A 24,626-nucleotide genomic window follows, 5' to 3' on the forward strand; every position below is an offset into this window, starting at 1 on the left:
CGTGACCGACGCTTCCCCCCTCGCCCCCCGCGTGGCCGCCCTGCTGGGCGAACTCCTGCAGATCGAGCCGCCACACCCGGACACCGATCTGATCGAGACCGGCCTGCTGGACTCCATCAGCTTCCTGCACCTGTTCGCGGCCCTCGAGAAGAAGTTCGGCGTCGCCGTGCTGGCCGCCGACCTGTCCGCGGACCGTTTCCGCACGGTGGCCGGCATCGCCGAGTACGTCGGGGCCAAGCAACGGGCCGGCGCGCAGCAGCACGCGTAGCGCGGCGTGCGCGGCGGCCCCACCGAGGACGCCGGGGCAGCCACCCCTCCACCCACGACGCAGCCGAGGAGCACCTCACGATGTCACGGACGCCAGAGCCGCAGACCACCGTCGCCCTGACCGACCCCCGCACCGGACGCGAGCGGCGGCACGTCACCCCCGGACGCGAGCCCGAGGTCACCGCCGCCGTGGCCGGCGCCCGGGCCGCGCAGCCCGTCTGGGCCGCGCTGACACCCCGGCACCGGGCCCGGCGGCTCCTCAGGTTCGCCGATCTCGTCGAGGAGCGGGCCGACGAGTACGCGGCGGCCGAGCGGGCCGGCACCGGGAAGCCCGCCGCGGAGGCGGCCGCCGAGGTGGAGCAGTGCGCCGACCTGCTGCGCTTCTACGCAGGCGCGCTGCGCACCGACACCGGGCCCGCGGCCGGCCGGCGTCTGCCCGGCCGGGAGAGCTGGGTGCGCTGGGAACCGCTGGGCGTCGTCGGGGCCGTCGTGCCCTGGAACTACCCCCTGATGATGGCCGCCTGGCGCATCGGCCCCGCACTCGCCGCCGGGAACACGGTGGTGCTCAAGCCGGCCCTGAGCACCCCGGACACCGCGTTGCTGCTGGCACGGGACGCGGCCGAGACCCTGGGGCCGGACGTGCTGCGGACGGTCCCGGGCGACCGCGGCACCGGCCGACTGCTGGTGACGGCCGGCGTCGACGCGGTGGCGTTCACCGGCAGCGAGGCGGGCGGCCGGGACGTGGCCGCCCGCGCGGGACTGCGCCGGCTCAGCCTGGAACTCGGCGGCAACTGCCCCGCCGTGGTGCTGCCGGACGCCCCCGCGGACACCTGCGACGCGCTCGTCCGGGCCGCCACCTACAACGCCGGACAGAGCTGCGCGGCACCGGCCCGTGTCATCACCCTGCGGAGCAACCACGACCGGGTCGTCGAGGAACTGGCCAAGGCGATGAGCGCCCGGCGGGCCGGCGCCGACTTCGGCCCGCTCAACAACGCCGACCAGGCGGCCCGTTACGACCGGATCATCGGCGCCAGCGCGGCACGCGTCGATCAGGTCGCCGGTCTCGCGCCGGGCCCCGGCGAGGAGAACGGCCACTGGCGGCCGGGCCGCGTCCTGGCCGACCTGCCGCCCGACGACCCGGCGGTGCGCGAGGAGGTGTTCGCACCGGTCCTCACCGTGCAGGCCGCGGCCGGGCCCGAGGAGGCGGTGGCGCTGGCCAACTCCGTGCCGCAGGCGCTCGCCGCGAGCGTGTGGGGAGGGGAGACCGGGACCGTGCTCGGCCTCGCCGGTGCGCTGAACGCCGGGGAGGTGTGGGTCAACTGCCACCTCGAGCAGACCCCGGAACTCCCGCACGGAGGGCGCGGCGGCTCCGGGCACGGCACGGACCTGAGCATCCTCGCCCTCACCGAGTACCAGCGCCCCAAGACCGTCACCGTCCGGCTCGGATCCTGAGGAGGCCCCATGACAGCGGCAGACACCCAGCCTCCCTCCCCCGCGCGGAACACCCCGGCGTGGCGCTGGGAGACGGCCTCGGACGCCGACGAGGCGCACGCGCTGCTGTGCGCGTGCGACGCCCGGCAGGCGGCGGCGTCCGGCACTCCCGCACCCGGACGCAACGCGGAGACCACCCGGCACCTGGTGGCGTCCGGAGCGGTACGGCTCCTGCGGCACGGCAGGGAACCGGCCGGGATGTTCACGCTCACCCGGCGGCCGCCGTCCGGCACGGACGCCACCGCCTACCCGCCCGCCGAACGCGCCGTGTACCTGTGCCGGCTGGCCGTCGCCCCGGTCTGGCTGACGGCGGACTCCCTGGTGGGTGTGCAGTGTGTGCGCCGGGCCGTGGAGGCGGCGACGGAGATGGGCGGCGACGTGCTGCGCGCCCAGATCAACCCGGACCTGAGCGCCACGCGGTCCCTGTTGTCCCTGCTGGGCTTCGAGCAGTACGGCCCCACGCTCGACGACGGCGACGGCAGGCGCCGCGCCCACGTGCAGAAAACCCTGTCACGGCGGGCGCGGCCGGCCGGCGCGCCGGTTTTCCCGCAGCCTGCCGCCGACGGCCCGAGGACGTTAGGGCGGATCGCCGCCGACGCCGGTCAGGAGGGCTGACGACATGGCGGCGACGATACGGCGGGAGACGGTCGGCCACACGGCGGGGCACGCGGGTCAGGGACCTGCCCGCGTGGACGCCTACACCCTGGACACCGGCGCGGGCCTCGCCGTCACCGTCTGGACCTACGGTGCCGGCCTGGTCGAGGTCCTGGTGCCCGACCGCGAGGGCCGTCCGGAGAACGTCGTGGTGCGCCTGCCGGACCTCGCCGCTTACGAGGACCGGGCGCGCAACCCCTACGTGGGCTGCGTCGTCGGCCGGTACTGCCGCTGCGTGGCGAACGGCCGGTTCCGGCTCGACGGCGTGGAACACCGGCTCGACCGCAACGACGGGCGGCACCACATCCACGGCGGCACCGCCGGCTTCGACCGGTACGTGTGGCAGGCGCGGCCCGAGCACCACGGCGACGCCGTCGCCCTGCGGCTCAGCCTGGACAGCCCGGACGGAGACCAGGGATACCCCGGCGCGCTGTCCGCCGAGATCGTCTACGAGGTGGCGCCCGAGGGCCGGCTGTCCTTCACGTACCGGGCCATGACCACGGCGAGCACGGTGGTGAGCCTGACCAACCACGCGTTCTGGAACCTGGCCGGTTCCGGCACGGTCGACGGCCACCGGCTCGCGGTCAACGCCACCCGTACGACGGTCTTCGACGACGCGCTGGTCCCATTGCCCGGACCGCCCTCGGACATCACCGGCAGCCGGCTCGACCACCGTGCGCCGCGGAGTCTGCAGGGCCAGGTGCTGGACAACTGCTTCGTCCTGGACGACCCGGCGTGGGCCGCCGTGCTCCACGACCCCGCGTCGGGCCGCACCATGCGCGTCGTCACCGACCAGCCGGCCCTGGGGGTGTACACGGCCGACGGGTTCACGGGGCGGCGGCGTTCCGGCATCTGCCTGGAGGCCGGGGCTCTGCCCGACGCGCCCAACCGCGACGACTACCCCTCGGTCCGGCTCGACCCCGGCCAGGTCTACCGCCACCACACCGTCCACCATTTCTCGGCCGCCTGAAGCTCCGGCAGGCCCCACCACGGGGAGGACCTCCCACGCATGGACGCACCCACCGATCCCCTCCTGCACGCCGTCGCCCAGGCCGTACACCGCCGCACCGGCGCGGACGGCCCGGTCCCGGCCCCGGACACCGAGTTGAAGTCGCTGGGCCTGACCTCGCTCGGCGTCGCCGCTCTGCTCGTCGACGTGGAGGAGTCCCTCGCCGTCCGGTTCCCCGCGGACCAGGTGACGCCCGAGGTCTTCCGCACCATCCGCACCCTCACCGACGCCGTACGCGCACTGCGCGAACCGCCGGCCACCTGAGCCGCCTCCCCTCACGGACCCTTGTACACGACGGAGATTCATGCGGATCGACCAAGACGCCGTCCGAGTCGGCCTCCACTCGGGCCAGCAGTACCGCGGCTTCGGCGAGGTACTCGACCTGTGGCAGCGGGCGGAGGAACTCGGCTACGACTGGGTGTCCCTCTTCGACCACTTCCGGCCGCCCCTGGGAGGCCCCGCCGGACCGTGCTTCGAAGGCCTGTCCCTGCTCTCGGCGCTGGCCGCGCGCACCAGCCGCATCCGCTGCGCCATGCTGGTCTCGGCGGTGACCTGGCGCCACCCCGCGCTGGCCGCGGCGGCCGCGGCGACCGTGGACCACATATCCAACGGCCGCCTGGAGTTCGGCGTCGGCGCGGCCGGTCCGGACCTCGCCTACGAGCAGTACGGCATCCCCTTCCCGCCGGCCGGCACCCGGCTGGACATGCTGGACGAGGCGTGCCACGTGCTGCGGAAGCTGTGGACCGGGCAGGCCGTGACCTTCGAGGGCCGGCACTTCCGGCTCCGTGACGCCCACCTGGAGCCCCAGCCCCTCCAGCCGCACGTGCCGCTGGTGATCGGCGGCGAGGGCGAGAAGCGGATGCTGCGCATCGTCGCCGAACACGCCGACGTCTGGAACACCCTCGCCGGCACCCCGGACCTCTACCGGCACAAGCTGGGCGTCCTGCGCAAGCACTGCGCCGACGTGGGACGCGATCCCGGGAGCATCCGCAAGTCCGTGACGTTCAGGGCCGTACTCGCCGAGGACGAGCGAGCGGCCCAGGCCCGTGCCGAGGAGGTGCGGTGGCGGCTCGGTGCGGACTCGCCGGTGTGGTCGGAGTACGTGGTCGTCGGCACCCCCGAGCAGTGCGTAGAGCGGCTGCGGCCCTACCTCGACCTCGGCGTCCGCGACTTCCTGCTCGGCGCCCGGCCGCCGGTCGACTGGCACACCTGCGAACTCTTCGTCCGGCACGTCGCCCCCGCGCTGCGCGCCCACGCGGCCCGCTGACGACCAGCGAATCACGGAAGACTCACGGAAGGCCCGACATGGGGAACTACTACTACAAGGACGGTTTCGCGTCCTTCTTCGACCACCAGTACACGGGATGGACCCACGCCTTCTCCACCCGGCTCCTGGACCACCTGAACCGACGGCAACTGCCGGCCCGGTCCGTGATCGACCTGTGCTGCGGCACCGGCGTGACCGCGGACGTCCTGAGCGGCGCCGGATGGCGGGTCACCGGCGTGGACGGCTCCGCCGCCATGCTGGACATCGCGCGCGAGAAGCTCGCCCCCGCCATCGACAGCGGCGCGCTGACCCTCCTGGAGGCCGACGCACGCACCTTCCGGGTCCCGAGCGAGGCCGCGGCATGTGTGTGCCTGGACGGCGCCCTCAACCACCTGGGGTCCGTCGAGGAGCTGACGCGGTGCTTCACGGCGGTGCGCGAGGCGCTGCTCGAGGGCGGCGAGTTCGTCTTCGACCTGTTCACCGCGTCGCACTTCCGCCACTGGAACAACGTCACGCTGACCGACGAGCCCGCGGCCGTCGTCGTCAAGCGCGGTGTGTGGGACGACGACGCCCGCACCGGAATGCTGCGCGTCTCCGGCGTGGTGGGGGCCGGGCCGGACAGCCGGCGCGTCGACCAGACGCTGCGCAGCTGGGAGTACGACGCCGGGCAGGTGACGGCGGCACTCACGGCGGCCGGACTGGTCCCGTCCGCGCACGACTTCGAAGCCGCCTACCTCAACTGCGAGTCGGGGTCCTGCTCGCGCACCACCGTGCCCTGCCGCACCCTCTACCGCGCCGTGCGCCCCACGTCCGCCTGATCCGGGCACCCGCGACGACGCCTCCTCCGGCCCCCGTCGCGGACCCCTGGCGGCCTCCGGCCCGCACGCCCACCACTCGCCCTCACGAGGGTCTCCCTCCCGAGGCCGAGCGGTGGCCGCGCTCGTGGGGTGAGTGCCGTGCGCGGTCGTGCGGCTGTCGCACCGGTGGGTGAGTGCCGCGTGTGGCCGGAGGGCTGTCGCTCCCGTGGGTGAGTGCCACACGCGGCCGTGCGGCTGTCGTACTCGCCACGTGCGGCCGAGCGGTTGTCGCACCGGTGGGTCCGCGCCGGGCGTGGCCGAAGGGCTGCCGCTCCTCTGGGTCAGTGCCGCGCGCGGCCGGAGGGCTGGCGCACCGTACGCCTCAGCGCCACGCGCGGCCGGACACGCCGCGCAGGTCCCACAGGCCGGGCCGGTCCAGTTCCGCGAGCGCAGGCGGCGTCTCGGCACCGGTCGGGCGGACCATCAGGCCGGGAAGGTGGATGTCCGTGGTGAACCGGCCGGTGGGCTCGTCCAGCTGGGCGCCCAAGGTGCGCAGCACCTCGATCCGGGCGGCGGGCAGGTCCCGTACCCACATCACCACCTCGGTACCCGGCAGCCGGCCGTACGCGGCCTCCACCAGGTCGGCGAAGACCTCGTCGGACGCGGCCTCGCAGTCCACGATCGTCGTCGGCGTCCGGCCGTCGTCGGTGTCGACGCCCGACCGGTGACCGATGAGATAGCCCTGGACCGGCCCGTCACCCGCCACCAGATGGAAGTACCGCGCCAGCGGATTGGCCGCCCGCCAGCGGAAGTAGGCAGGCTCGCGCACCAGGCGGACCCGGGCCCCGTCCCTGGCGGGCAGGCGCATGGCCAGATCTGCCATGTGCGCGGCGTCGACACCGGGCAGAGGCCGGAGGGGCAGGCCGGAGCGGCTGCCGTGCACCACGGGCAGGTCGGACCAGCGGCGGTCGGCGACGAGGGGCCTCGCACGGCGCAGCACCGCCTGCGCCCACGGCCCGACCGACCGCCAGCCGTTCAGCAGCATCGCCGGGCCGGCGCCCTGGTCGCCGAAGTCCAGCAACCAGGGGACGCCGTCCGCGCGCAGCCGGCGCAGCACCTCTTCCAGCAAGGTCATGAACAGCGGGCTGCCCTGGTAGCGGGGCGCGACCACGGTGTCCGTCAGGCACGGCAGGGTGAAGCGTTCGCCCGCCGCCTCCCAGCGCGACCCGAACACCCCCACCATGCCGACGATGTCGCGGCCCTCGCGGGCGAGTACGACGTACCGGTCGTCGAGGTACGGGTTGGTGGCGTACTTCCAGTCCGTATAGGCCAGGTTGCCGCTCGTGCCGCCGAGCCACAGCGAGTCCTGGAAGTCCGCGACGTCCTCGCGGTCCCGTGCCGTGTATCCGGCGAGCAGCAGTCCGGTGGGCATGCCGACGCTACCGGGCACCGAAGGCCTCCGTCCGGGTCTCCGTCTCCGTCTCCGTCTCCGCGGCGGCGAAGGCACGCTCCAGCGCCCGGAGATCGATCTTTCCGTTGGTGTTCACGGGCAGCGACTCGACCGCCTGCCACCGTGCCGGAAGCATGTATCCGGGCACCGTCCGGGCCAGCAGGGTCTTCACCTGGGCCGACGTGAGCCTCGTGCCGGCGTGCGGGCGGTAGGCGGCGCATATCAGCGGGCCCCCCGTGGCGTCGGGTACGGCGACCACGGCGCCGCTCTCGATCTCGGGCAGCGCGAGCAGCTTGGTCATCACCTCGTCCAGCTCCACCCGATGACCGTTGACCTTGACCTGGCGGTCGGCCCGGCCGTGGAAGTGCAGCACGCCGTCCTGATCGCGGCTGCCCAGGTCACCGGTGCGGTAGACGCGTCGGCCCGAGCCGGGCGGCAGCTCCACGAACGAGTGTGCCGTCCGCTCCGGGTCCCGCCAGTAGCCGGGGCTCAACCCCGCCCCGCCGATCACCAGTTCGCCCACCTCGCCGTCCGGGACCGGCCGGAACTCCTTGTCGACGACGTCCACCCATTCGCCGGGCACCGGCGTCCCGATCGGCACCGGACGGTCGTCCGGCAGGCCCGGCACGGGGTAGAAGGCGCTGGCGAGGGTGGTCTCCGTCGGGCCGTACAGTCCCGTGAACCGCGCGTGGGGAAGGCGCCGCATCCAGTACGCCAGGTCCTGGGGCGGGAGGACCTCGCCGCCCCACAGCACCCGCCGCATCTGCGGGAAGTCGTCCTGCTTCAGTACGTCGTGCCGTGCCATCGCGCTGAGCACCGACGACACCGACATCCACTGGGTCAGCCGCGAGGTGCGGATGAACTCGGCCAGCGTGGTCGGCAGCAGGCTCGCCCCCGCTGGAACGAGGTGCAGTTCGGCGCCTGAGGTCAGCGGGCCGTACAGATCCCACAGGGAGCCGTCGAAGTGCAGCTGGAGGTGGCAGGGGACCCGGTCGTCAGGTGTCAGCCCGAAGTGTTCGTTCGCCCAGGTCACGTAGTGGGTGATGGACGTGTGAGTGAGCGGTACGCCCTTGGGCAGGCCTGTCGAGCCGGACGTGAACAGGAGGTAGGCGACACCGGAGGGGCCCGGCGCGGGCTCGGGCCGGGTGGCCGGGGCGGAGGAGACGGCGGCCGAGGTGCCCGGCAGGAGGACCTCCGCCACCGCGCCTGCCGCGGCGGCCGTCAACTCGTCCGCCTTGGCGGCGCGGTCGCCGTCCGCGATCAGCCGGCACGGAGCCGCCTGACGCACGATGGAGGCCAGCCGCCCGACCGGAGACGCCGTGTCCAGCGGCAGGCAGACCCCGCCGGCCTTGAGCACGGCGAGCAGATACACCACCAGCTCGGGGCTCTTCGGGACCAGGAGGCCCACTCGGTCGTCCGGGCGAAGCCCCTGGGCACGCAGGGCGTGCGCGACCCGGTTGGACCGTTCCTCCAGTGCCCGATAGGTCAGTCTCCGCTCGCCGAACACGATCGCGATCGCGTCCGGACTGCGCGCGGCCTGGGCGCTCACCAGCGCGTCGATACGTGTCATGCCACCTCCTTCTTTCTCGTCAAGTGACGTCTGCGCTCCCTCCGGCGCCGGTGCGCGCACGGTTCATCGCGGGCGGACGGTGTCACATGTGCCCCGCCGGGTCGCATCGGGCCGCGGACGACTTCGCCGGGCCCTTTCAGGTGCGCCACCGCGCTCGAGCGGCTCGAGCCCGCCCCACCGGACGACGCCGTGCCCCGGCGTCACGAGCCGTGGGCCCCCTCGGTCCCCGCTCGCCCGGCCGGGAGCCCCCGTTCCGTCGCTGACATCGCCGGAACACGCGTCACCGGAACACGCGTCACCGGAACACGCCTCGCCGCAACACGCGTCACCGGAACACGCCTCGCCGCAACACGCGGCGTCGGCATTCGTGTCGTCGGTGAAGCGGCCGGCCGACGCGCGAGCCGGGCGTGCGCCTGGTCGGACGCGGTCACGAAGCCTGGCTCCGGGTGCCGCGGAACCCGTATCTCCGGGCGGGGCGATCGAGGTCGGGAGGTGACGTCGTCGGCTCCGGCTTCCGGATAGAGCATCGCTCGTGCACCTCGCAGGATCGGCCGGCACGTTCACGCCGACCCTAACCGCGCCCCGGGCGCAGCCCGGTAACCGCACGACAAGCAACCGGAACGTACGGATGCCCCGCCGATTACCGCGTGATGACCACTGCGGTGAACCGCGGCCCTCCGTACAACCGTTACTTCGGTGGAGAGACTCCCGATCACGGCGGCCGCCACCCCGGCCGTCCGGTGACGGAGACAGGCGGTCGTCCTCGTCATCCCGCCGTGGACGAGGACGGCCGCCGCCCTTCGGGCCCGGGTCAGCGCCCGTGAGGGCTGTCAGCGCAGATGATGGCTGACGTTCCCCACCATGTGCACGGTGACCCGGCGTTCCGCGAACCGCCATGCGCCCTCCCGCAGGTCGAAGCGGTCACGGTAGCGGCCCGCCGCGATCGGCTGGAGCGGCAGTTCGGGCACGGCCTGGAAGATCGTCAGGTAGGACCGTGCGGTGGCCGTGGCGGCCCGGTCGTCGACGTCGATGCGGATGTTGGTGGTGACATGGTGGGTGCGCAGTGTGCCGTCGGCGTGGCGGATCGTGCGCTCTCGCAGCATGTTCTCGACGGCCTCGCTGCCCTCGAACCGGCTGCCGTCACCTCCGATGAAGACACCGTCGGCGAAGAGCCGGCCCACACCGGCCAGGTCGCCGGTGTCGACCAGTTCTGCGTACTCGGCGATCAGGTTCTCGATCTCCCGAGCGGCGGCTGCTGCTGTCATGGCAAACCCTTTCACCATCAGGGAAACGTCGGTCCTCAGGCCGTGAGGAACGTCCAGAACTCCGCCGTGCGGAAGCCGGCCTGTTCGAAGAGTGACACCGCTTCGTCGCTGGCGTGGAGGTACGCGGTGCGGGCTCCGGCGGCGTGGCCGTCCCGCAGGATCCTCTCGGTGACGGCCCGGCCGAGACCGGTCCGTCGGTTCTCGGGCCGGGTGCCGATGTTGGCGAGCCCGACGTGTTTTTCGGTGACGATGGCCATGCCGGCCGCGGCGGGCACACCGTCCACCTCGGCGACGTACGCGCGGACGAAGGGCTGGGAGAGGATCAGGGGCGTATAGAGGCTGGTGATGATCGCGGGCGGAGCGCCGAACGCGGCGCCGAGGACCTCGGCGAGGACCTCGTGCTCGTCGTCGCGCAGCGGACGGACGGACGCCGGCCCCTGGGCGGGCCGGCGGTCGGCCGGGTCGCCCTCCAGCCGCAGCAGCATGAAAGGCTGTCGCGTGCGTGTCGTGAGTCCGTGGCCGGCGGCGACGGCGACGATGCCGTCCTCCGGCTCGCCGCGCAGCCGGATGCTCCAGGGCAGTCCCTGGACGTGTGCCTCGGCCGCGTCGCAGAGCTGGGCGATCTCCGCCTTGTCCGGCGAGGCATCCGTGCTCATGACCCCGTTGAGCGCGGGAATCAGCGAACCGGTGGTGGCCAGGAGAGCGCCGTTGCTACCGCGCTCGTGATACCCGTTCGGGGCGGCGCCGGCGAGTGCCTCCACCGCCCCCTGAAAGGCCTGAGCGGCCCCGAGAACCACATCGTCATTTGTCATACGTGTGAGTCTATAGCGGTCACATGTGTGACATGGGCGACCGGCTCGGCGCTCATTGCTGGACCGCAAGGTCCAATCGTGTGGGATGATGGAAGGATGAACAAGGGATTGACTGCGAAGGGCAGGGCGACCCGGCAGCGCATCGTTGCCGCCGCGGCGCTTCTGATCAGGGAGAAGGGGATCGCCGAGACGACGCTCGACGATGTGCGGGCGGCCACGGCGACCAGCAAGAGCCAGCTGTTCCACTACTTCCCCGAGGGCCGGTCCGACGTTCTCGTGGCCGTCGCCGAGTACGAGGCCGGGCAGGTCCTGGAGGCCCAGCAGCCGTTCCTGGGTGATCTGTCGACATGGGAGTCCTGGCAGGAGTGGCGGCGCGCGGTGCTGGCGCACTACGCGGAGCTGGGGCAGCGGTGTCCGCTCGGGAGTCTCACCGCCGAACTGGGCAAGTCCTCTGCGCAGGCGCGCGAGATCGTCTCCTCTCTCTTCGACCAGTGGGAGGCGGCCCTGCTGCGCGGTGTGGAGACGGTGACCTCCGGTGAACGGGACGCGTCGCTCGGTCGTGCGCGCAGCATCCTGACGGCCGTTCAGGGTGGGGTCGTCATGCTCCAGGCGACCGGGCGTACGGAGTACCTGGAGGCGGCGCTGGCGGAGGCGATCAGCCCGCTGCGGCCCGTGGGTGCCGGGGCCGCGACGGCGTGAAACCAAGATTGGACTTGCGAGTCCAATAATGAAGGGTCATGGTTGGACCATGAAGTCCAAACATGACTCGGGCAACCCTGCTGACCCCGCGGTACCGGAACATTCCTCCCGAAAGGGAGAGGTGCGGACCTCGCTGGTGCTCCTTGCGGTCGCCTCCGTCTCGTACGCCCTGGTCCAGTCGGTGGTGAACCCCGGTCTGGAAGCACTGCGCGACCACGTGCACACGAGCCGGCTGGGGGTGGGATGGGTGCTCACGAGGCTTCCTGCTCGCCAGTGCCGTTCTCACTCCCGTGCTCGGTCGGCTCGGTGACCAGGTCGGCAAGCGGCGGGTTCTCGTAGCGGTGCTGGCGCTGCTCGCTCTGGGCAGTGTGGTCGGGGCCCTCGCCACCAGTCTCCCCGTGCTGGTCACGGGCCGCGTGCTGCAGGGTGCCGGAGGCGCCACGTTGCCCCTGGCCTTCGGCCTCGTGCGCGACATGGTGCCCCCGCACCGGGTGGGCACGGCGGTCGGCACGATCGCGGCCGTCAGCTCGGTCGGCGGGGCGCTCGGGGTGCTGGTGGCCGGCCCGATCGTCTCCTCCCTCGGGGTGGCGTGGCTGTTCTGGCTGCCCGCCGTCGCCAACGGGCTGGTCGCGCTCGCCCTGTTCCTCTTCCTGCCGCGTTCCGGCGGTGCGCGGGCGGCCGGAGGGCTGAACGCGGGAGCCACCGCCACGCTGGCCGGGACGCTGGTCCTCCTGCTGCTGCCGCTGAGCCTCGGCCAGGAATGGGGCTGGACGTCCGGGCGTACGCTCGGCCTGTTCGCCGGTTCCCTGGTGGTCGGTGCCGCGTGGGTGTGGTGGGAGAACCGGTCCCGGCATCCGCTGATCGACATGCGCGTCTTCCGGATGCGCCCGGTCTGGACGGCGAACCTCGCCTCGTTCCTCTTCGGTTTCACCCTGTACTCGGTCTTCGGTTTCGTCCCGACGTTCCTCCAGGTGCCCACGGCCACCGGGTACGGGCTCGGCGAGTCGATCACCCTGTCGGGCCTGATCTTCCTGCCGGTGACGCTCACCCAGTTCCTGAGCGGCGTCATGGCCGGTCCGCTCGCCACCCGGACACCGGCCAAGGTGCTGCTGGTCCTCGGCTCCGTTCCCGTCGTCGTCAGCCTCCTGCTGCTGGCCGCCTTCCACGGAGGAGCCTGGCAGATCGCGGCCGTCCTCGCGCTGGGCGGCACCGGCTTCGGAATCGGACTTTCCGCACTGTCGGCGCTCGTCGTGCGCGCGGTGCCCGCCGAGCACACCGGCGCCGTCAGCGGGATGAACGCCAACATCCGCACCATCGGCGGCGCGGTCGGCGCGGCCGTCGTCACCACCGTTCTCGCCTCGACGACCCGGGCGGGCGGCTACCCGAGCGAAGGCGGCTGGACCGCGGTCTTCCTGCTGCTGGCCGCCGCCGCGGTCGCCGGCCTCGCCTCGTGTCTGCTGATACCCGCCGGCCACCAGGAGGCGGAGCCGGAAGCCGGGCACCTCGCCGCAGACCAGAACGCGGAAACCGCCGCCCAGACCTCCCGTTCCTGAGACCACGGGCCTCGCGTTCCTGAGACCACGGGCCTCCCGTTCCTGAGACCACCGGCCTCCCGTTCCTGAGAGGACGGGCGAAACGCTCGTCCACGCTCACACGTATCGACGCCAGTCACATGACGGATCCCCCCGGACGAGACACACCCGTTAGGTGATGAGCACGTCCAGTGACGAGGGCGGATCCACGACTGCCGCGACATGTTCCGACCTCGGCGAGATCCCTGAGCCGAGGGCCCGCCACGCCCGCTTCGCCGACGCAGAGAAGCACGACATGTCATCCAAGCCCTTCCCGCTGACCCCCACCCCCATCCACGTGCCCGACGAGGTGCTCACCGACCTCAAGGAACGCCTGGAGCGCACCCGGTTCTCCGTCGACGCGGGCAACCGGGACTGGTACTACGGCGTCGACGGCGAGTACCTGAAGGAACTGGTCGACTACTGGACCCACGAGTACGACTGGCGCAAGGCGGAAGCGGAGATCAACCGCTTCGAGCAGTACAAGGTCGAAGTCGACGGCGTGCCGATCCACTTCATGCGCAGGGCCGGCGTCGGCCCCGACCCCAAGCCCATGCTCGTCCTCACCGGCTGGCCCTGGGGTCCCATGTTCGCCTCGAGGATCATGGACAAAGCTCGCCGACCCGGGCGCCTACGGCGCGGACCCCGCCGAGGCGTTCGACGTGATCGTCCCCTCGGTGCCCGGTTTCGCCTGGTCCACGCCGCTGCCCGACCACCCGGACATGAACTTCTGGAAGGCCGCCGACCTGTTCCACAAGCTGATGACGGAGGTCCTCGGCTACGAGAAGTACGCCGCCACGGGCTCCGACCTGGGTTCCATGGTGACCGCTCAGCTCGGCCACAAGTACTACGAGTCGCTGTACGCCATCCACGTCGGCTCGCCGATCCCGCTGAACATGTTCAACGGCGAGCGGGCATGGGACCTGACCGGAGGCAGGGCGATCCCCGAGGGCACGCCCGACGAGATCCGCGCCGGGATCCTCTCCTTCCAGAAGCGCTTCGTCGCCCACGTCGCCGTGCACGTCCTCGATTCCAGCACCCTCGGCCACGCGCTGAGCGACTCCCCGGCCGGCATGCTCGCCTGGATCCTGGAACGCTGGACTAACTGGACTAACTGGACCAACTGGAGCGACAACGACGGTGACGTCGAGAACGCCTTCACCAAGGACGAGTTGCTCACCCACGCGATGATCTACTGGGTCACCAACTCGATCAGCACGTCGATGCGGATGTACGCCAACGCCAACCGCTACCCCTGGACCCCGTCCCACGACCTCACCCCGCCGGTCCAGGCGCCCACCGGCATCACCCTGGTCGGCTTCGAGAACCCGCCCGGCGTGAGTACCGAGAACCGGGTCCACGACTTCCTGGACAGCCCCCGCGCCCCCTGGTTCAACCACGTCAACGTCACCGCACACCCGCGCGGGGGCCACTTCGTGTTCTGGGAAGTGCCCGACGCATGGGTCGACGACGTGCGCCGCACCTTCCGCGGCCGCACCGACTGACGACCGCTCGCCGGCCGCCCCATTTATGGACTTGCTAGTCCAATCCGTGAGGTGCATGATGAGTGGACCAAATGGTCCAGAGATGGTTCGGGCCCACGTCGCAGGAAGAACGGTGATCGATCATGGAACCCATTGAGCGCCTCAGTGCCACCGAGGAACTCCGCCGACTGATGGCCCGCTACGTCCGGTACGCGGATCACCAGCGCTGGGACGACCTGGCGAAGCTGTTCACGCCGGACGGCACCTTCACCCCGCACAAGCCGGACGGAACGGTGTGGCTGCGCATGGAGGGCCGGGACGAGATCGCCGCCACGGTGGGCTCCAGCGGCGGCCCCGGTGTCACCCTGATCCACCACCTGTTCTCCGACGAGATCGACGTCGACTCGGCGACCACCGCCCACGGCGTGTTCGCGATGGAGGACATCGTCAACCGGCCGGAGGACGCCGAGGTGTCCGAGACCATTCCCTTCCGGGGCATGCACGGCTTCGGTCACTACCACGCGCGATTCGTCAAGACCGACGGCTCCTGGCGGATCGCCGAGCTGAAGCAGACCCGGGTCCGCCTGGACTTCACCGCCTGACCGCCCCCGCGGCCCGTTTCCCACCTCGCCCCGGCAGGCGGTGACACCCGCCCGCCGAGCGGCAGTCCCTCTTCCCTTCCCACATGAAAGCAGCATCGCCGTGACCAACAGCGACAAGTCCGACGCCCTCGAGCCCTACAGGATCGACGTCCCCCAGGACGTCCTGGACGACCTCAAGGACCGCCTGAAGAAGACACGTTTCTTCGACGACCTGGACAACGAGGAGGAGTACTACGGCATCAGCACCGCCTACCTCAAGCCGTTCGTGGAGTACTGGGCGGACGGGTTCGACTGGCGTGCGCAGGAGAAGCGGCTGAACTCCTACAACCAGCACAGGATCGAGATCGACGGCACACCCGTGTACTTCGTGCACGAGCGGGGCAAGAAGCCGGACTCGATCCCCCTCATCGTCCTCCCCGGCTGGCCGTGGCCCGGCGAGTTCAGCTACGGGCTCATCGGCCCGCTGACGGACCCCGCCGCCCACGGCAAGGACCCGTCCGTCTCCTTCGACGTCATCATCCCGGACCTGCCCGGCTTCGGCTGGTCCACCCCCGTCGGCAGCGGCGATCTGAACTACTGGAAGATCGCCGACATCATGCACAAGCTCATGACCGAAGTGCTGGGCTACGAGAAGTACGGCGCGGCCGGCTCCGACTACGGTGCCCTCGTCACGAGCGCGCTCGGCCACAAGTACGCCGACAGCATCATCGGCCTCCACTTCGGTCACGACCTGCCACCGGGGATGTTCTCCAACGAGCGGTTCTGGGACCTGACCGACGGCGCGAAGCTTCCCGAGGACGCGTCGCCCGAACTGCGGGAGGGCTGGGAGACCTTCGTCAACACCTACGCCTCCCACGTCGCCGTTCACATGCTGGACGGCTCGACCCTCACCCACGGCCTGAACGACTCGCCCATCGGCATGCTCGCCTGGCTGCTGAAGCGGTGGAAGAAGTGGAGCGACAAGCGCGGCAACTTCGAGGAGTCGTTCCCCCGCGACTTCGTCCTCACCCAGGCCACCATCTTCTGGGTGACCCACTCCATCGGCACCTCCATCCGCATGTACCGCAACGCGGAGCGCTACCCGTGGGTGCCCTCGCACGACCGTCAGCCCGTCGTCGAACCGCCGGCCGGCTTCACCTTCCTCCTCGGCGACGCCTACCCGCCCGCCATCAACACCGTCGAGGAGCGCATCGCCGCCTTCGAGAACGGGCCCACCCGCGGCTCCTTCAACGTGATCAACGTCAACGCCCACATGAGGGGCGGCCACTTCGTCCACTACGAGAACCCGGAAGCGTTCGCCTCCGACCTCGTCGAGACGTTCCGCAGGATCGGCTGACCGGAGCCGACGGCTGCGCGCGCGGACAGTCATGTGACTGAACCCGTTGCCCGGAGGGCGCTGGTACGGACGTGCCTGCCGGGCACCCCGCTCCGGTGCGGTGGTGTGCGCGACGGTGCCGAGATCGTGAGTCATTGGACGGTTACCCGGCCGTGCCCGCACCCGTGAACCTGGACGCGGCGCGACGGCCCTGTGCCTTCGCGACCCAGTTCCGCCGTATCCGAAAGGGACCAGCATGCCGTTCATCACCGTGGGCCAGGAGAACACCACCGACATCGAGCTGTACTACGAGGACCACGGGAGCGGGCAGCCGGTCGTCCTCATCCACGGCTTCCCGCTCGACGGGCACTCGTGGGAGAAGCAGTCGGCGGCCCTGCTGGCGGCCGGCTACCGCGTCATCACCTACGACCGGCGCGGCTTCGGCCGGTCCAGCCAGGCCACCACCGGCTACGACTACGACACGTTCGCCGCCGACCTCAACACCGTGCTGGAGACGCTCGACGTGCGCGACGCCGTCCTCGTCGGCTTCTCCATGGGTACCGGCGAGGCCGCCCGCTACCTGGGCACCTACGGATCCGCGCGCATCGCCAAGGCCGCCTTCCTCGGCTCCCTGGAGCCGTGCCTGCTCAAGAGCGAGGACAACCCGGCCGGCGCGGCGCCCGCGGAGTTCTTCCAGGGCGTCTCCGACGCGGTCAAGGCCGACCGGTACGCCTACTACACCGCCTTCTACCAGGACTTCTACAACCTGGACGAGAACCTGGGCACGCGCATCAGCGAGGAGGCCGTACGCAACAGCTGGAACGTCGCCGCGGGCGGCGGCGCCCACGCTGCCGCTGCCGCTCCGCTGACCTGGGGCACCGACTTCCGCCAGGACATCCCCAAGATCGACGTCCCGGCGCTCATCGTGCACGGCACCGCAGACCGGATCCTGCCGGTCGAGTCCACGGCCCGCCTCTTCCACGCGGCCCTTCCCTCCGCCGACTACGTCGAGATCGAGGGCGCGCCGCACGGGCTGCTGTGGACCCACGCGGACGAGGTGAACAAGGCGCTGCTGGAGTTCCTCGCCAAGTAGCGGCATCTGACGGGGCGCCGTGCCTCTCGACCCCCCGACCCCCGGGAGCCCCCGGGAGTCACGGCGCCCCCGGTCCTCGACAGGAGACGTGCCGCGTATCGCCGGGCCGGCACCGAACCCCTGTGCCTCTTCCCGGCGTTCGGCGAAGACGCCGTCGGAGTTCGTCGGCCCTCACGTGCCGCGACGTCACCCCTCGGCCTGGTCGGCCGCTCCGGCCTCCGCCCGCGGCAGTGCCTGCTCCGCCCGCGGCAGTGCCTGCGCCTTGGCCCGCATCTTTGCGGCGCGTGCGACGCGGAGGGCGCTGAACAGGTCGGCCGCCCGGGTCCAGCTCTCCCGCGCCTGTTCCTTGTCTCCGCGCTCCAGTTGGGCGGACGCGAGAAGGTCCCACACCTCCGCCTCGCCGTAGTCGTCGAGGACTTCCCCGACGAGCCGCAGCGACTTCTCGTAGCCGGCGATGGCGGCGTCGAGATCGCCCAGGCCCTGCCAGGCGAATCCGATGGCCCTCCAGGCGGCCGCCTCGTTCCGGCGGTCGCCCACCTCCCGCAGCATGGGAAGCGCCTCCTCACACGTGGCGATGGCCTCTCGGTAGTCGCCGTGTCGGGCCAGGGCCCAGCCCACGTCCGCGAGTGCGCGTGCGATCTTGTCGCGTTGCCGGAGAGCACGGTAGAGCGCCAGGGAGTTGCGTGCGTGGCGCAGAGCGTCGGTGGGTCGTTTTTGCTGATCACGCAACCAGAAGACGTTCAACTCGGCACGGGCGCGGTCTGCCTCGGCCAGCCGGTGCATGTGCCTGAGCATGATGTCGACCGGCTCTTCGGCCTCGTCGGGGTTGCCCGTCTCGACCAGGGCACGTGCCAGGTTCGCGCCGCTTCGCACGACGGCGACCGGGTCGTCGAGCACGAGGGCCGCGTCGAGCGCGATGCGCTCGACCGAGATCTCCTCCGCCCAGCGGCCCACGACCGAGTTGTAGCCCACCCACTCCAGTACGAGATCCACACAGTGACGCAGCAGCCGGGGATCCTGGATGGCACGTACGACGGCGGCCGCGGTCGTCTCCTCCTGCCGGTACCAGTCCAGCGCCTCCTCGCGACTGCCGACCGGGACGTGCACGACACCCGCGGCTGCGGAACCGGGCGGGTCGGCCTTGTACCGGGACACGTACAGGCCGGCCGCGTACGCGTTGTGCCGCAGGTAGTCCAGGAAGCGGATCTCGGCGGCCAGGCGGTCGTCGTGCTCCTGCTCGATGAGTTCGATGCCGTAGGCGCGGACCAGGTCGTGCAGGACGTAACGGCCGTCGGCGTCACGGGAGACCAGGCTGGCGGAGGCCAGTTCGCGCAGGTGCCGCCGGGCCTGCGCCGTACCGATGCCGGCGAGCGAGGCGGCGGCCTCGACGGATGCCGCCGGCCCGGGGTGCAGGGCCAGATGCCGGAACACCCGTGCCGTCTCGGCGGCGAGCGCCCGGTACGACCAGGAGAAGACGGCCCGGACATCGGCCCGCCGGTCACCGGTCGACAGCGCGTCCAGCCGGGCCTCGTTCAGCTCACGTGCCGCGAACCGCAGGGGCATCTCGGGTGCCACGCTCAGCTGCGCGCCGACCACGGCCACCGCCAGCGGCAGGTACCCGCACAGCTCGACCAGTTCGGTGGCGGCCCCGGGCTCCGCCCGGCACCGCTCCTCGCCGATCCGGGCGGCCAGCGCGGCCAGGGCCTCCGCCTCGCTCCACACGTCCAGGCCGATCAGCGTGGCCCCCTGTGTCGCGGCCAGGCCGGAGAGCCGGTTGCGGGAGGTGATGATGGTCAGGCACCCCGGCGACGCGGGCAGCAGCGGTCTGACCTGCTCGGCGTCGCGCGCGTTGTCCAGCACGACGATCAACCGCCGAAACGCCGTCTGCTCCCCGAACAGCGCACTGCGCTCCTCGGTACCACGCGGGATGTCACCGCTGGGCACGCCCAGTGCGCTGAGGAACCCGCCGAGGGCCTCCCCGGGATCCAACGGCCGGCCGGAGTCCTCGAATCCGCGCAGGTTCACGTACAGCTGGCCGTCGGGGAAGCGGTCGGCGACCTGGTGCGCCCAGTGCACGGCGAGGGTCGTCTTGCCGATTCCGGCCATGCCGCCGATCGCGGAGATGACGACGTGACCTCCTAGTTCGGCGACACGCGAGGTGAGTGCGTGGACGGTCGTCAGCGCTCGGTCGCGGCCGCGGAAGACCGTCAGGTCGGGTGGCAGTTGCCGCGGGGCCTGCCGTGGGCGCCGTGCCGCGGCCTGGACGAGGTGTCTGCGTCGGTTCTCGTCCAGGCCCAGGGCGTCCATCAGTTCGCCGAGCGTGGCCTGGCGCGGCAGGCTCTTTCCGCGTTCCATGTCGCTGATGGCCCGGACACTGATTCCGGAGGCCTCGGCGAGACCCTCCAGTGTCAGCAGCGAACGCTGCCGCGCCTCACGCAGCAACCGGCCGAACGTCGTCCTGTCGTCCATTTCTCACCCCGAGCCGTGCCCTGGCGCGCTCACCGAGGGCCGCTGACGACGCCTCGGGCTGTCGCAAAAGGTAACAGGTGTGGCTCGAACACCGACAAGGTCATCTCAACTGGTGAGCGTGTGCTGAACCGGGAGCCGATGAATCGCCGGTCGACCAAATTCCTGGACTTGCTGGTCCAAAAAATGCGTCCTACGCTCGCCGTCATCACGCAACGGTCCCTCGGTACCGGCGGAATCCAGGGGCCCCATCGCGGCCCCGGGCCGACGACAACCGACACACTTCGCTCCAGGAGACCCCTGCCATGGCTGCCACCGACAACGGCACACTTGTCCGCGACTTCGTGAACACCTTCAACACCAAGGACGCCGACGCCCTCGCCCCCTTCCTGGCCGAGGACATCGTCTTCACCAACTACGGAGACGCACCGGTCAAGGGGCGCGACGCGCTGATCGCCCTGTGGAAGGGCGTGTTCGCGAACTTCGAGCAGGTCAAGTTCGAGACCGTGCACCAGGCGGTCGACGGCGACGTCGTCATCGCCGAGCAGATCCACGGGCTCGCGCTGCCCGGCGGAAAGCTCGCCCCGGTGATGAACATGGCCGTCTACGAGCTGCGCGACGGGCGGATCGCGTCCTGGCGCGACTACACCAACCCCGCCTACGCCGCCTCCCTGCTGCAGGCCTGACCCAGGCCCCGGCCGAACACACGGCCCAGCTCCCCGTACCCACACGTATTCCGGGACCGGCAGGTCCCTCCGATCAGGTCGCCGGTCGTCCGGCGCTCGTACCGACAGAAAATGAGGTGTGTTCCATGCGTGCCGTCGTCCTGGAAGAAGTGGGCGGACCGGACGTGCTGCAGGTCAAGGAATGGCCCGACCCCGTGCCGGGGCCCGGTGAGCTGGTGGTCGACATCGACTTCTCCGGCGTCAACTTCATGGACACCGGCACGCGCGTCGGGTTCGGCCTGCCCGGCGGCCTCCCCCTCGTCCCCGGAGTCGAGGGCGCCGGCCGGGTCGCCGCCCTCGGCGAGGGCGTCACCGGCTTCGCGATCGGCGACCGGGTGGCCTGGGTCTCGGTCTTCGGCAGCTACGCCGAGAAGATCGCCGTGCCCGCCGACCAGGTCGTCCCGGTCCCCGACGACATCCCGAGCGACGTCGCCGCGGCGACGATGATGCAGGGGCTCACCGCGCACCACTTCGTCACCGAGTCCGCACCTCTGGCCGAGGGCGAAACCGCGCTCGTGCACTCCGCCGCCGGAGGCGTGGGGCGCACGGTGACCCAGCTCCTGAAGCTGCGCGGCGCACGTGTGATCGGTCTCGTGTCCCGGGAGGAGAAGGTGCCGGTCGCGAAGGCGGCGGGCGCCGACGAGGTCCTGGTCTCCGCCGGCGGTGACTTCGTGGACCGGGTCAAGGAGCTGACCGGTGGCGAGGGAGTGCACGCGGTGTTCGACGGCGGTGGCGCCAGCACGTTCCGGCCCTCGATCGAGGTGCTGCGGCGGGTCGGCACACTGGTCTACTACGGTCCGCTGATCGGCGACATCCCCACCGTCCGGATGCTCGACCTGCCGAAGAGCGTCAAGATCACGTACGCGGTCTACTCGGACCACATCCACAACCGTGAGCTGCTGCTGAAGCACACCGGTGACCTGTTCGACAAGATCCGCGAGGGCAAGCTGCGGATCGACATCACCGGACGCTACCCGCTGGACGCGGCCGCGCAGGCACACGCCGACATCGAATCGCGGCGCACCTCAGGCAAGTTGCTGCTCGACCCGAGTCTCTGACCCGGCCGCGTGCCGACCACACCGGGGCCGACGACACCGCCAGGGCCGCTCCCCTACGGCACGGCGCTGGTCGAAGGCCGGTCGCCGATCGCCCGCGGCGCCGTCCTCGACGACCCGGTGATCAACGGGATCGCGCGTGCCCGAGGCCGCACCCCGGAACCGGGTGGTGCTGCGCCGGCATCTGGACCGGTCTGCGCGCCCTCGGCGCCGGCGACTTCGAGGCCGCCTACCGGCATGCCACCGCACGCCGCACACGCGGCAGCCGCGCGGGAGTCCGCGATGGCCGAACTCGCGCCGCGCCTCGCCATGCTCGTGCTCGCCCGCGAGGCCCCGACCACGCCCGGCGGCGACGCCTTCGCCTTGTTCGATCAGGCGGTCCGTCAGGCCGGGCCCGGCGACTGGCCGCTCTCGGCCTGAAGGTCACACCTCACGCTGGACGTGAACTCGTCCCGTGGGGGACCTCGTTGTGGGAGTGGCACCCTCTGCGTTCTGTGGTACGAGGCACGGCTCCGCTGGCACGGTGCCGGGGCCCGCCGATCCACCACTCGGGGATTGAGACGGACTCAGGTCGTGACGCGGACGCAGACGACGCGTACGACCAGTCCGGCCGGGTGTACAACTACTTCCTGAAGACGTTCGGCCGGGACAGTCTCGACGGCGCCGGAATGACACTGACGTCAGTGGTGCATTACGGCAAGGATTACAAGAACGCTTTCTGGGACTATAACAGCCAGTCGATGGTCTACGGCGACGGGATGCTGTCCCAGGACGTCAGTGGTCACGAGATGATGCACGCCGTCACGCAAAAGACCGCCAACCTCACCTACGCATTCCAGTCCGGGGCCCTGAACGAGAGTCTTTCCGATTTCTTCGGCGAGATGACCGAGAATTTTGCGACGGGCAGCAATGACTGGTTGATCGGAACCGACCTGAAGGCCCGCGGCCCGGTCAGGTCCATGCGCAATCCTGAGGCCTACAACCAGCCGGGGCACATGAGCAAGTACGTACAGACGTGCTCCGATCACGGCGGTGTCCACACGAACAGCGGGATCCCGAACTACGCGTTCTACCGTATGGCCCGCAACATGGGCAACGGCGCCGCCTCGGTGATCGTATGGCACGCCGTGACGCAACTGCTCACCCCCAGCTCGACTTTCGCCGATGCCTACGCGGCGATGGTGAAAGCTGCGACCGACCTGTACCCGAACGACCCGCGTGCCGCGTCCATCACCACCAGCGCGTGGAAGAACGATGCCGGTGTCGACCCCAGCTCCCCGGATCCGCGGCCGAGCGAGTGTGCGGGCTCCAACGGCAGCATCGTGTGCAGCACCGTCTCCTCGCTGTACAGCGACTTCGGCGCCCTGGCGTCCGACGGAGCCCCGCTGGAGAAGGTCGTCGGTTCACTGATTCACCTGTACAACGCCACGGTCGTCACCGAGTCACCCGCTGTCGCGTACTACGGAAACCTCTACCTCGAAAACACACACGACTTCGAGAAGGGGATCAAGCTTGAAGGCCCATTCCTGGACCAATTCATAAAGACGGTGCAGCTGTGGCAGCCGGTCCTGGAGTCGGTGGACACCGAGGGTGCAAACACTGTCCTCCTGACGCAGGAGGAAATAGACGCGGCAAACGCATTCGCTGACGCGACCGTCACCGCGGCCAATGAGCAAGGGATTCCCCATGTCGCGGAAGTGATAACCGAGGAACGGAAGCGATTCGACGCGCAGCACGTGGTGGGCATGAGTGTCGCCGATGCCATCGGCTACCTGAACACCGTCGTTCCCACGGACCCCGCTCCCACATCCACTGCCTCCACCCTGGCCGCGACCTTCGACAACGTGTCGGTCACGCAGGACAGCAACACCGACGCCGGTGACATCGACGGTGGAGGGGCCACGTTCTCCGCCCAGGCGCTCGCCGCCTCCGGGGTGACGCCGGGTGCCACGGTGGCCCACGACGGTGTCGCGCTGACCTGGCCCACCACGGCCGGCAACGAGAAACCGGACAACACGGTCGCCTCGGGCCAGGCCATCGCGCTCAGCGGCACGGGTGACACGCTCGGCTTCCTGGTCTCGGCCAGCTACGGCCCCGCGGGTGGCACCGGCACCGTGTACTACGACGACGGGTCGAACGAGAAGTTCGACCTCAGCAGCCCCGACTGGTTCAGCGACACCGGTGACGTCGCCATCAGCTCCGCTTACCAGAACCGTCAGGGCGACGAGACGTACGACGCTCCCGCGTACGTCCACTACGTCGGCGTACCCCTGCAGTCCGGCAAGACACCGGTCAGCGTCCGGCTGCCGAACGTCAGCTCCGCTGCCGCCGAGAACACCCCGACACTGCACGTCTACGCCATGGGGCTCGGCAACGCCGTGGACGACCTCGCCGCCACCTTCAACAGCGTCGCCGTGACCCAGGACACGGCGACCGACGTCGGCGATCTCGACGGATGGGGCAGCAGCCTCTCCGCACAGGCGCTGAGCGATGCCGGTACGACCGCGGGCTCCACCGTCTCCCACGGCGGGCTCGACTTCGTCTGGCCCACCACCGCCGGCGGCAACGAGACCAACGGCACGACCACCACCGGTGACCTGGACAACGTCGTTGCCTACGGTCAGACCGTCGCGATCAACGGTACCCACGGAGGCACTCTCGGGTTCCTGGTCGACTCGAGCTACGGCCCCGCGTCGGGCACCGCGACCATCCACTACTCCGACGGCACGAGCCAGGAGTTCACTCTGAGCGGCCCCGACTGGTTCGGCGGAACAGGTGACGTCGCCATCAGCTCGGCGTACCAGAACCGCAGAGACAACCAGAGGTACCAGCAGCCCGGTTACGTCTACTACGTCGGCGTGACGCTCCAGTCCGGGAAGACGCCGGTCAGCGTCCAGTTGCCCACCGTGAGCAAGGTCGCCGCTCCCGACACCCCCACGCTGCACGTCTTCGCCATGACACGCGGCTGACACCCCGACAACCCATCTCGCCGAGCAAGGGCCGGACAGGGAACCCCCTGTCCGGCCCGCCCCAC

The 24,626-nt window shown here is 70.8% G+C and carries 22 protein-coding genes and 1 pseudogene; 18 read left to right on the forward strand and 5 right to left on the reverse strand.

Annotated features, from left to right (window positions below; all coding sequences use genetic code 11):
• Window position 1 precedes the first annotated feature (1 nt).
• From ACZ5CW_RS15010 to ACZ5CW_RS15040, 7 genes are all read left to right on the forward strand, one after another.
• Entirely contained in the window at window positions 2–268 is a 267-nt protein-coding gene (locus tag ACZ5CW_RS15010; RefSeq protein WP_468601199.1) for an acyl carrier protein, read from the forward strand.
• An 80-nt stretch (window positions 269–348) separates the two neighbouring features.
• Window positions 349–1,719, forward strand: coding sequence for an aldehyde dehydrogenase family protein (locus ACZ5CW_RS15015; protein WP_468601201.1), 1,371 nt, complete (start codon window positions 349–351; stop codon window positions 1,717–1,719).
• Window positions 1,720–1,728: 9 nt separating this feature from the next.
• A complete protein-coding gene (locus tag ACZ5CW_RS15020; protein WP_468601203.1) occupies window positions 1,729–2,373 on the forward strand; it encodes a hypothetical protein in 645 nt (214 codons plus the stop codon).
• A gap of 4 nt (window positions 2,374–2,377) precedes the next feature.
• Window positions 2,378–3,382, forward strand: coding sequence for an aldose epimerase family protein (locus ACZ5CW_RS15025; RefSeq protein WP_468601205.1), 1,005 nt, complete (start codon window positions 2,378–2,380; stop codon window positions 3,380–3,382).
• 39 nt (window positions 3,383–3,421) lie between these two features.
• On the forward strand, window positions 3,422–3,685 hold the full coding sequence (locus ACZ5CW_RS15030) for a phosphopantetheine-binding protein (RefSeq protein ID WP_468601207.1): 264 nt from the start codon (window positions 3,422–3,424) through the stop codon (window positions 3,683–3,685).
• Between the two features lie 40 nt (window positions 3,686–3,725).
• The gene (locus tag ACZ5CW_RS15035; protein ID WP_468601209.1) at window positions 3,726–4,688 is read left to right on the forward strand and encodes a TIGR03560 family F420-dependent LLM class oxidoreductase; all 963 of its coding nucleotides are present in this window, start codon (window positions 3,726–3,728) and stop codon (window positions 4,686–4,688) included.
• A gap of 38 nt (window positions 4,689–4,726) precedes the next feature.
• The gene (locus ACZ5CW_RS15040) at window positions 4,727–5,506 is read left to right on the forward strand and encodes a class I SAM-dependent DNA methyltransferase (RefSeq protein ID WP_468601211.1); all 780 of its coding nucleotides are present in this window, start codon (window positions 4,727–4,729) and stop codon (window positions 5,504–5,506) included.
• Window positions 5,507–5,867: 361 nt separating this feature from the next.
• Here the strand turns inward: ACZ5CW_RS15040 and ACZ5CW_RS15045 are convergent, their stop codons facing one another.
• The 4 genes from ACZ5CW_RS15045 to ACZ5CW_RS15060 form a co-directional block, all read right to left on the reverse strand.
• Window positions 5,868–6,935 carry a GNAT family N-acetyltransferase gene (locus ACZ5CW_RS15045; RefSeq protein WP_468601213.1) on the reverse strand — a complete coding sequence of 356 codons (1,068 nt, stop codon included), beginning with the start codon at window positions 6,933–6,935 and terminating at the stop codon, window positions 5,868–5,870.
• Complete coding sequence (locus tag ACZ5CW_RS15050) at window positions 6,925–8,505, reverse strand: amino acid adenylation domain-containing protein (RefSeq protein ID WP_468601215.1); 1,581 nt, start codon at window positions 8,503–8,505, stop codon at window positions 6,925–6,927. Before ACZ5CW_RS15050 ends, ACZ5CW_RS15045 begins: the two co-directional genes overlap by 11 nt.
• Before the next feature lie 830 nt (window positions 8,506–9,335).
• Window positions 9,336–9,770 carry a nuclear transport factor 2 family protein gene (locus tag ACZ5CW_RS15055; protein WP_468601217.1) on the reverse strand — a complete coding sequence of 145 codons (435 nt, stop codon included), beginning with the start codon at window positions 9,768–9,770 and terminating at the stop codon, window positions 9,336–9,338.
• 35 nt (window positions 9,771–9,805) lie between these two features.
• The gene (locus ACZ5CW_RS15060; protein ID WP_468601219.1) at window positions 9,806–10,582 is read right to left on the reverse strand and encodes a GNAT family N-acetyltransferase; all 777 of its coding nucleotides are present in this window, start codon (window positions 10,580–10,582) and stop codon (window positions 9,806–9,808) included.
• A 96-nt stretch (window positions 10,583–10,678) separates the two neighbouring features.
• Between ACZ5CW_RS15060 and ACZ5CW_RS15065 the strand changes: the two genes are divergently transcribed.
• The 7 genes and pseudogenes from ACZ5CW_RS15065 (at window position 10,679) to ACZ5CW_RS15095 (ending at window position 17,346) form a co-directional block, all read left to right on the forward strand.
• Window positions 10,679–11,281: a TetR/AcrR family transcriptional regulator gene (locus ACZ5CW_RS15065; protein WP_468601221.1), complete on the forward strand. Its 603-nt coding sequence runs from the start codon at window positions 10,679–10,681 to the stop codon at window positions 11,279–11,281.
• Between the two features lie 290 nt (window positions 11,282–11,571).
• Entirely contained in the window at window positions 11,572–12,834 is a 1,263-nt protein-coding gene (locus ACZ5CW_RS15070; RefSeq protein ID WP_468601223.1) for an MFS transporter, read from the forward strand.
• A gap of 274 nt (window positions 12,835–13,108) precedes the next feature.
• Window positions 13,109–13,372 (forward strand): annotated as a pseudogene (locus tag ACZ5CW_RS15075) (epoxide hydrolase N-terminal domain-containing protein); the annotation flags it as partial.
• A gap of 142 nt (window positions 13,373–13,514) precedes the next feature.
• Entirely contained in the window at window positions 13,515–14,357 is an 843-nt protein-coding gene (locus tag ACZ5CW_RS15080; protein WP_468601225.1) for an alpha/beta fold hydrolase, read from the forward strand.
• A gap of 122 nt (window positions 14,358–14,479) precedes the next feature.
• Window positions 14,480–14,938, forward strand: a complete 459-nt coding sequence (locus ACZ5CW_RS15085) for a nuclear transport factor 2 family protein (RefSeq protein WP_468601227.1) — start codon at window positions 14,480–14,482, stop codon at window positions 14,936–14,938.
• 100 nt (window positions 14,939–15,038) lie between these two features.
• Window positions 15,039–16,274 (forward strand): epoxide hydrolase family protein, encoded by a 1,236-nt coding sequence (locus tag ACZ5CW_RS15090; RefSeq protein ID WP_468601229.1) that lies wholly within the window; start codon window positions 15,039–15,041, stop codon window positions 16,272–16,274.
• A gap of 235 nt (window positions 16,275–16,509) precedes the next feature.
• Window positions 16,510–17,346 carry an alpha/beta fold hydrolase gene (locus ACZ5CW_RS15095; protein WP_468601231.1) on the forward strand — a complete coding sequence of 279 codons (837 nt, stop codon included), beginning with the start codon at window positions 16,510–16,512 and terminating at the stop codon, window positions 17,344–17,346.
• A 186-nt stretch (window positions 17,347–17,532) separates the two neighbouring features.
• Here the strand turns inward: ACZ5CW_RS15095 and ACZ5CW_RS15100 are convergent, their stop codons facing one another.
• Window positions 17,533–19,815, reverse strand: coding sequence for an ATP-binding protein (locus ACZ5CW_RS15100; RefSeq protein ID WP_468601233.1), 2,283 nt, complete (start codon window positions 19,813–19,815; stop codon window positions 17,533–17,535).
• A gap of 302 nt (window positions 19,816–20,117) precedes the next feature.
• On the opposite strand from ACZ5CW_RS15100, the gene ACZ5CW_RS15105 reads away from it, so the two are divergent.
• The 4 genes from ACZ5CW_RS15105 (at window position 20,118) to ACZ5CW_RS15120 (ending at window position 24,561) form a co-directional block, all read left to right on the forward strand.
• Entirely contained in the window at window positions 20,118–20,498 is a 381-nt protein-coding gene (locus ACZ5CW_RS15105; RefSeq protein WP_468601235.1) for a nuclear transport factor 2 family protein, read from the forward strand.
• A gap of 125 nt (window positions 20,499–20,623) precedes the next feature.
• The gene (locus ACZ5CW_RS15110; protein ID WP_468601237.1) at window positions 20,624–21,595 is read left to right on the forward strand and encodes a quinone oxidoreductase family protein; all 972 of its coding nucleotides are present in this window, start codon (window positions 20,624–20,626) and stop codon (window positions 21,593–21,595) included.
• A 234-nt stretch (window positions 21,596–21,829) separates the two neighbouring features.
• A complete protein-coding gene (locus tag ACZ5CW_RS15115) occupies window positions 21,830–22,012 on the forward strand; it encodes a hypothetical protein (RefSeq protein WP_468601239.1) in 183 nt (60 codons plus the stop codon).
• A 74-nt stretch (window positions 22,013–22,086) separates the two neighbouring features.
• On the forward strand, window positions 22,087–24,561 hold the full coding sequence (locus ACZ5CW_RS15120) for a M4 family metallopeptidase (RefSeq protein WP_468601241.1): 2,475 nt from the start codon (window positions 22,087–22,089) through the stop codon (window positions 24,559–24,561).
• Window positions 24,562–24,626 lie beyond the last annotated feature (65 nt).

Source organism: Streptomyces sp. NPDC031379 (genome assembly GCF_055569615.1).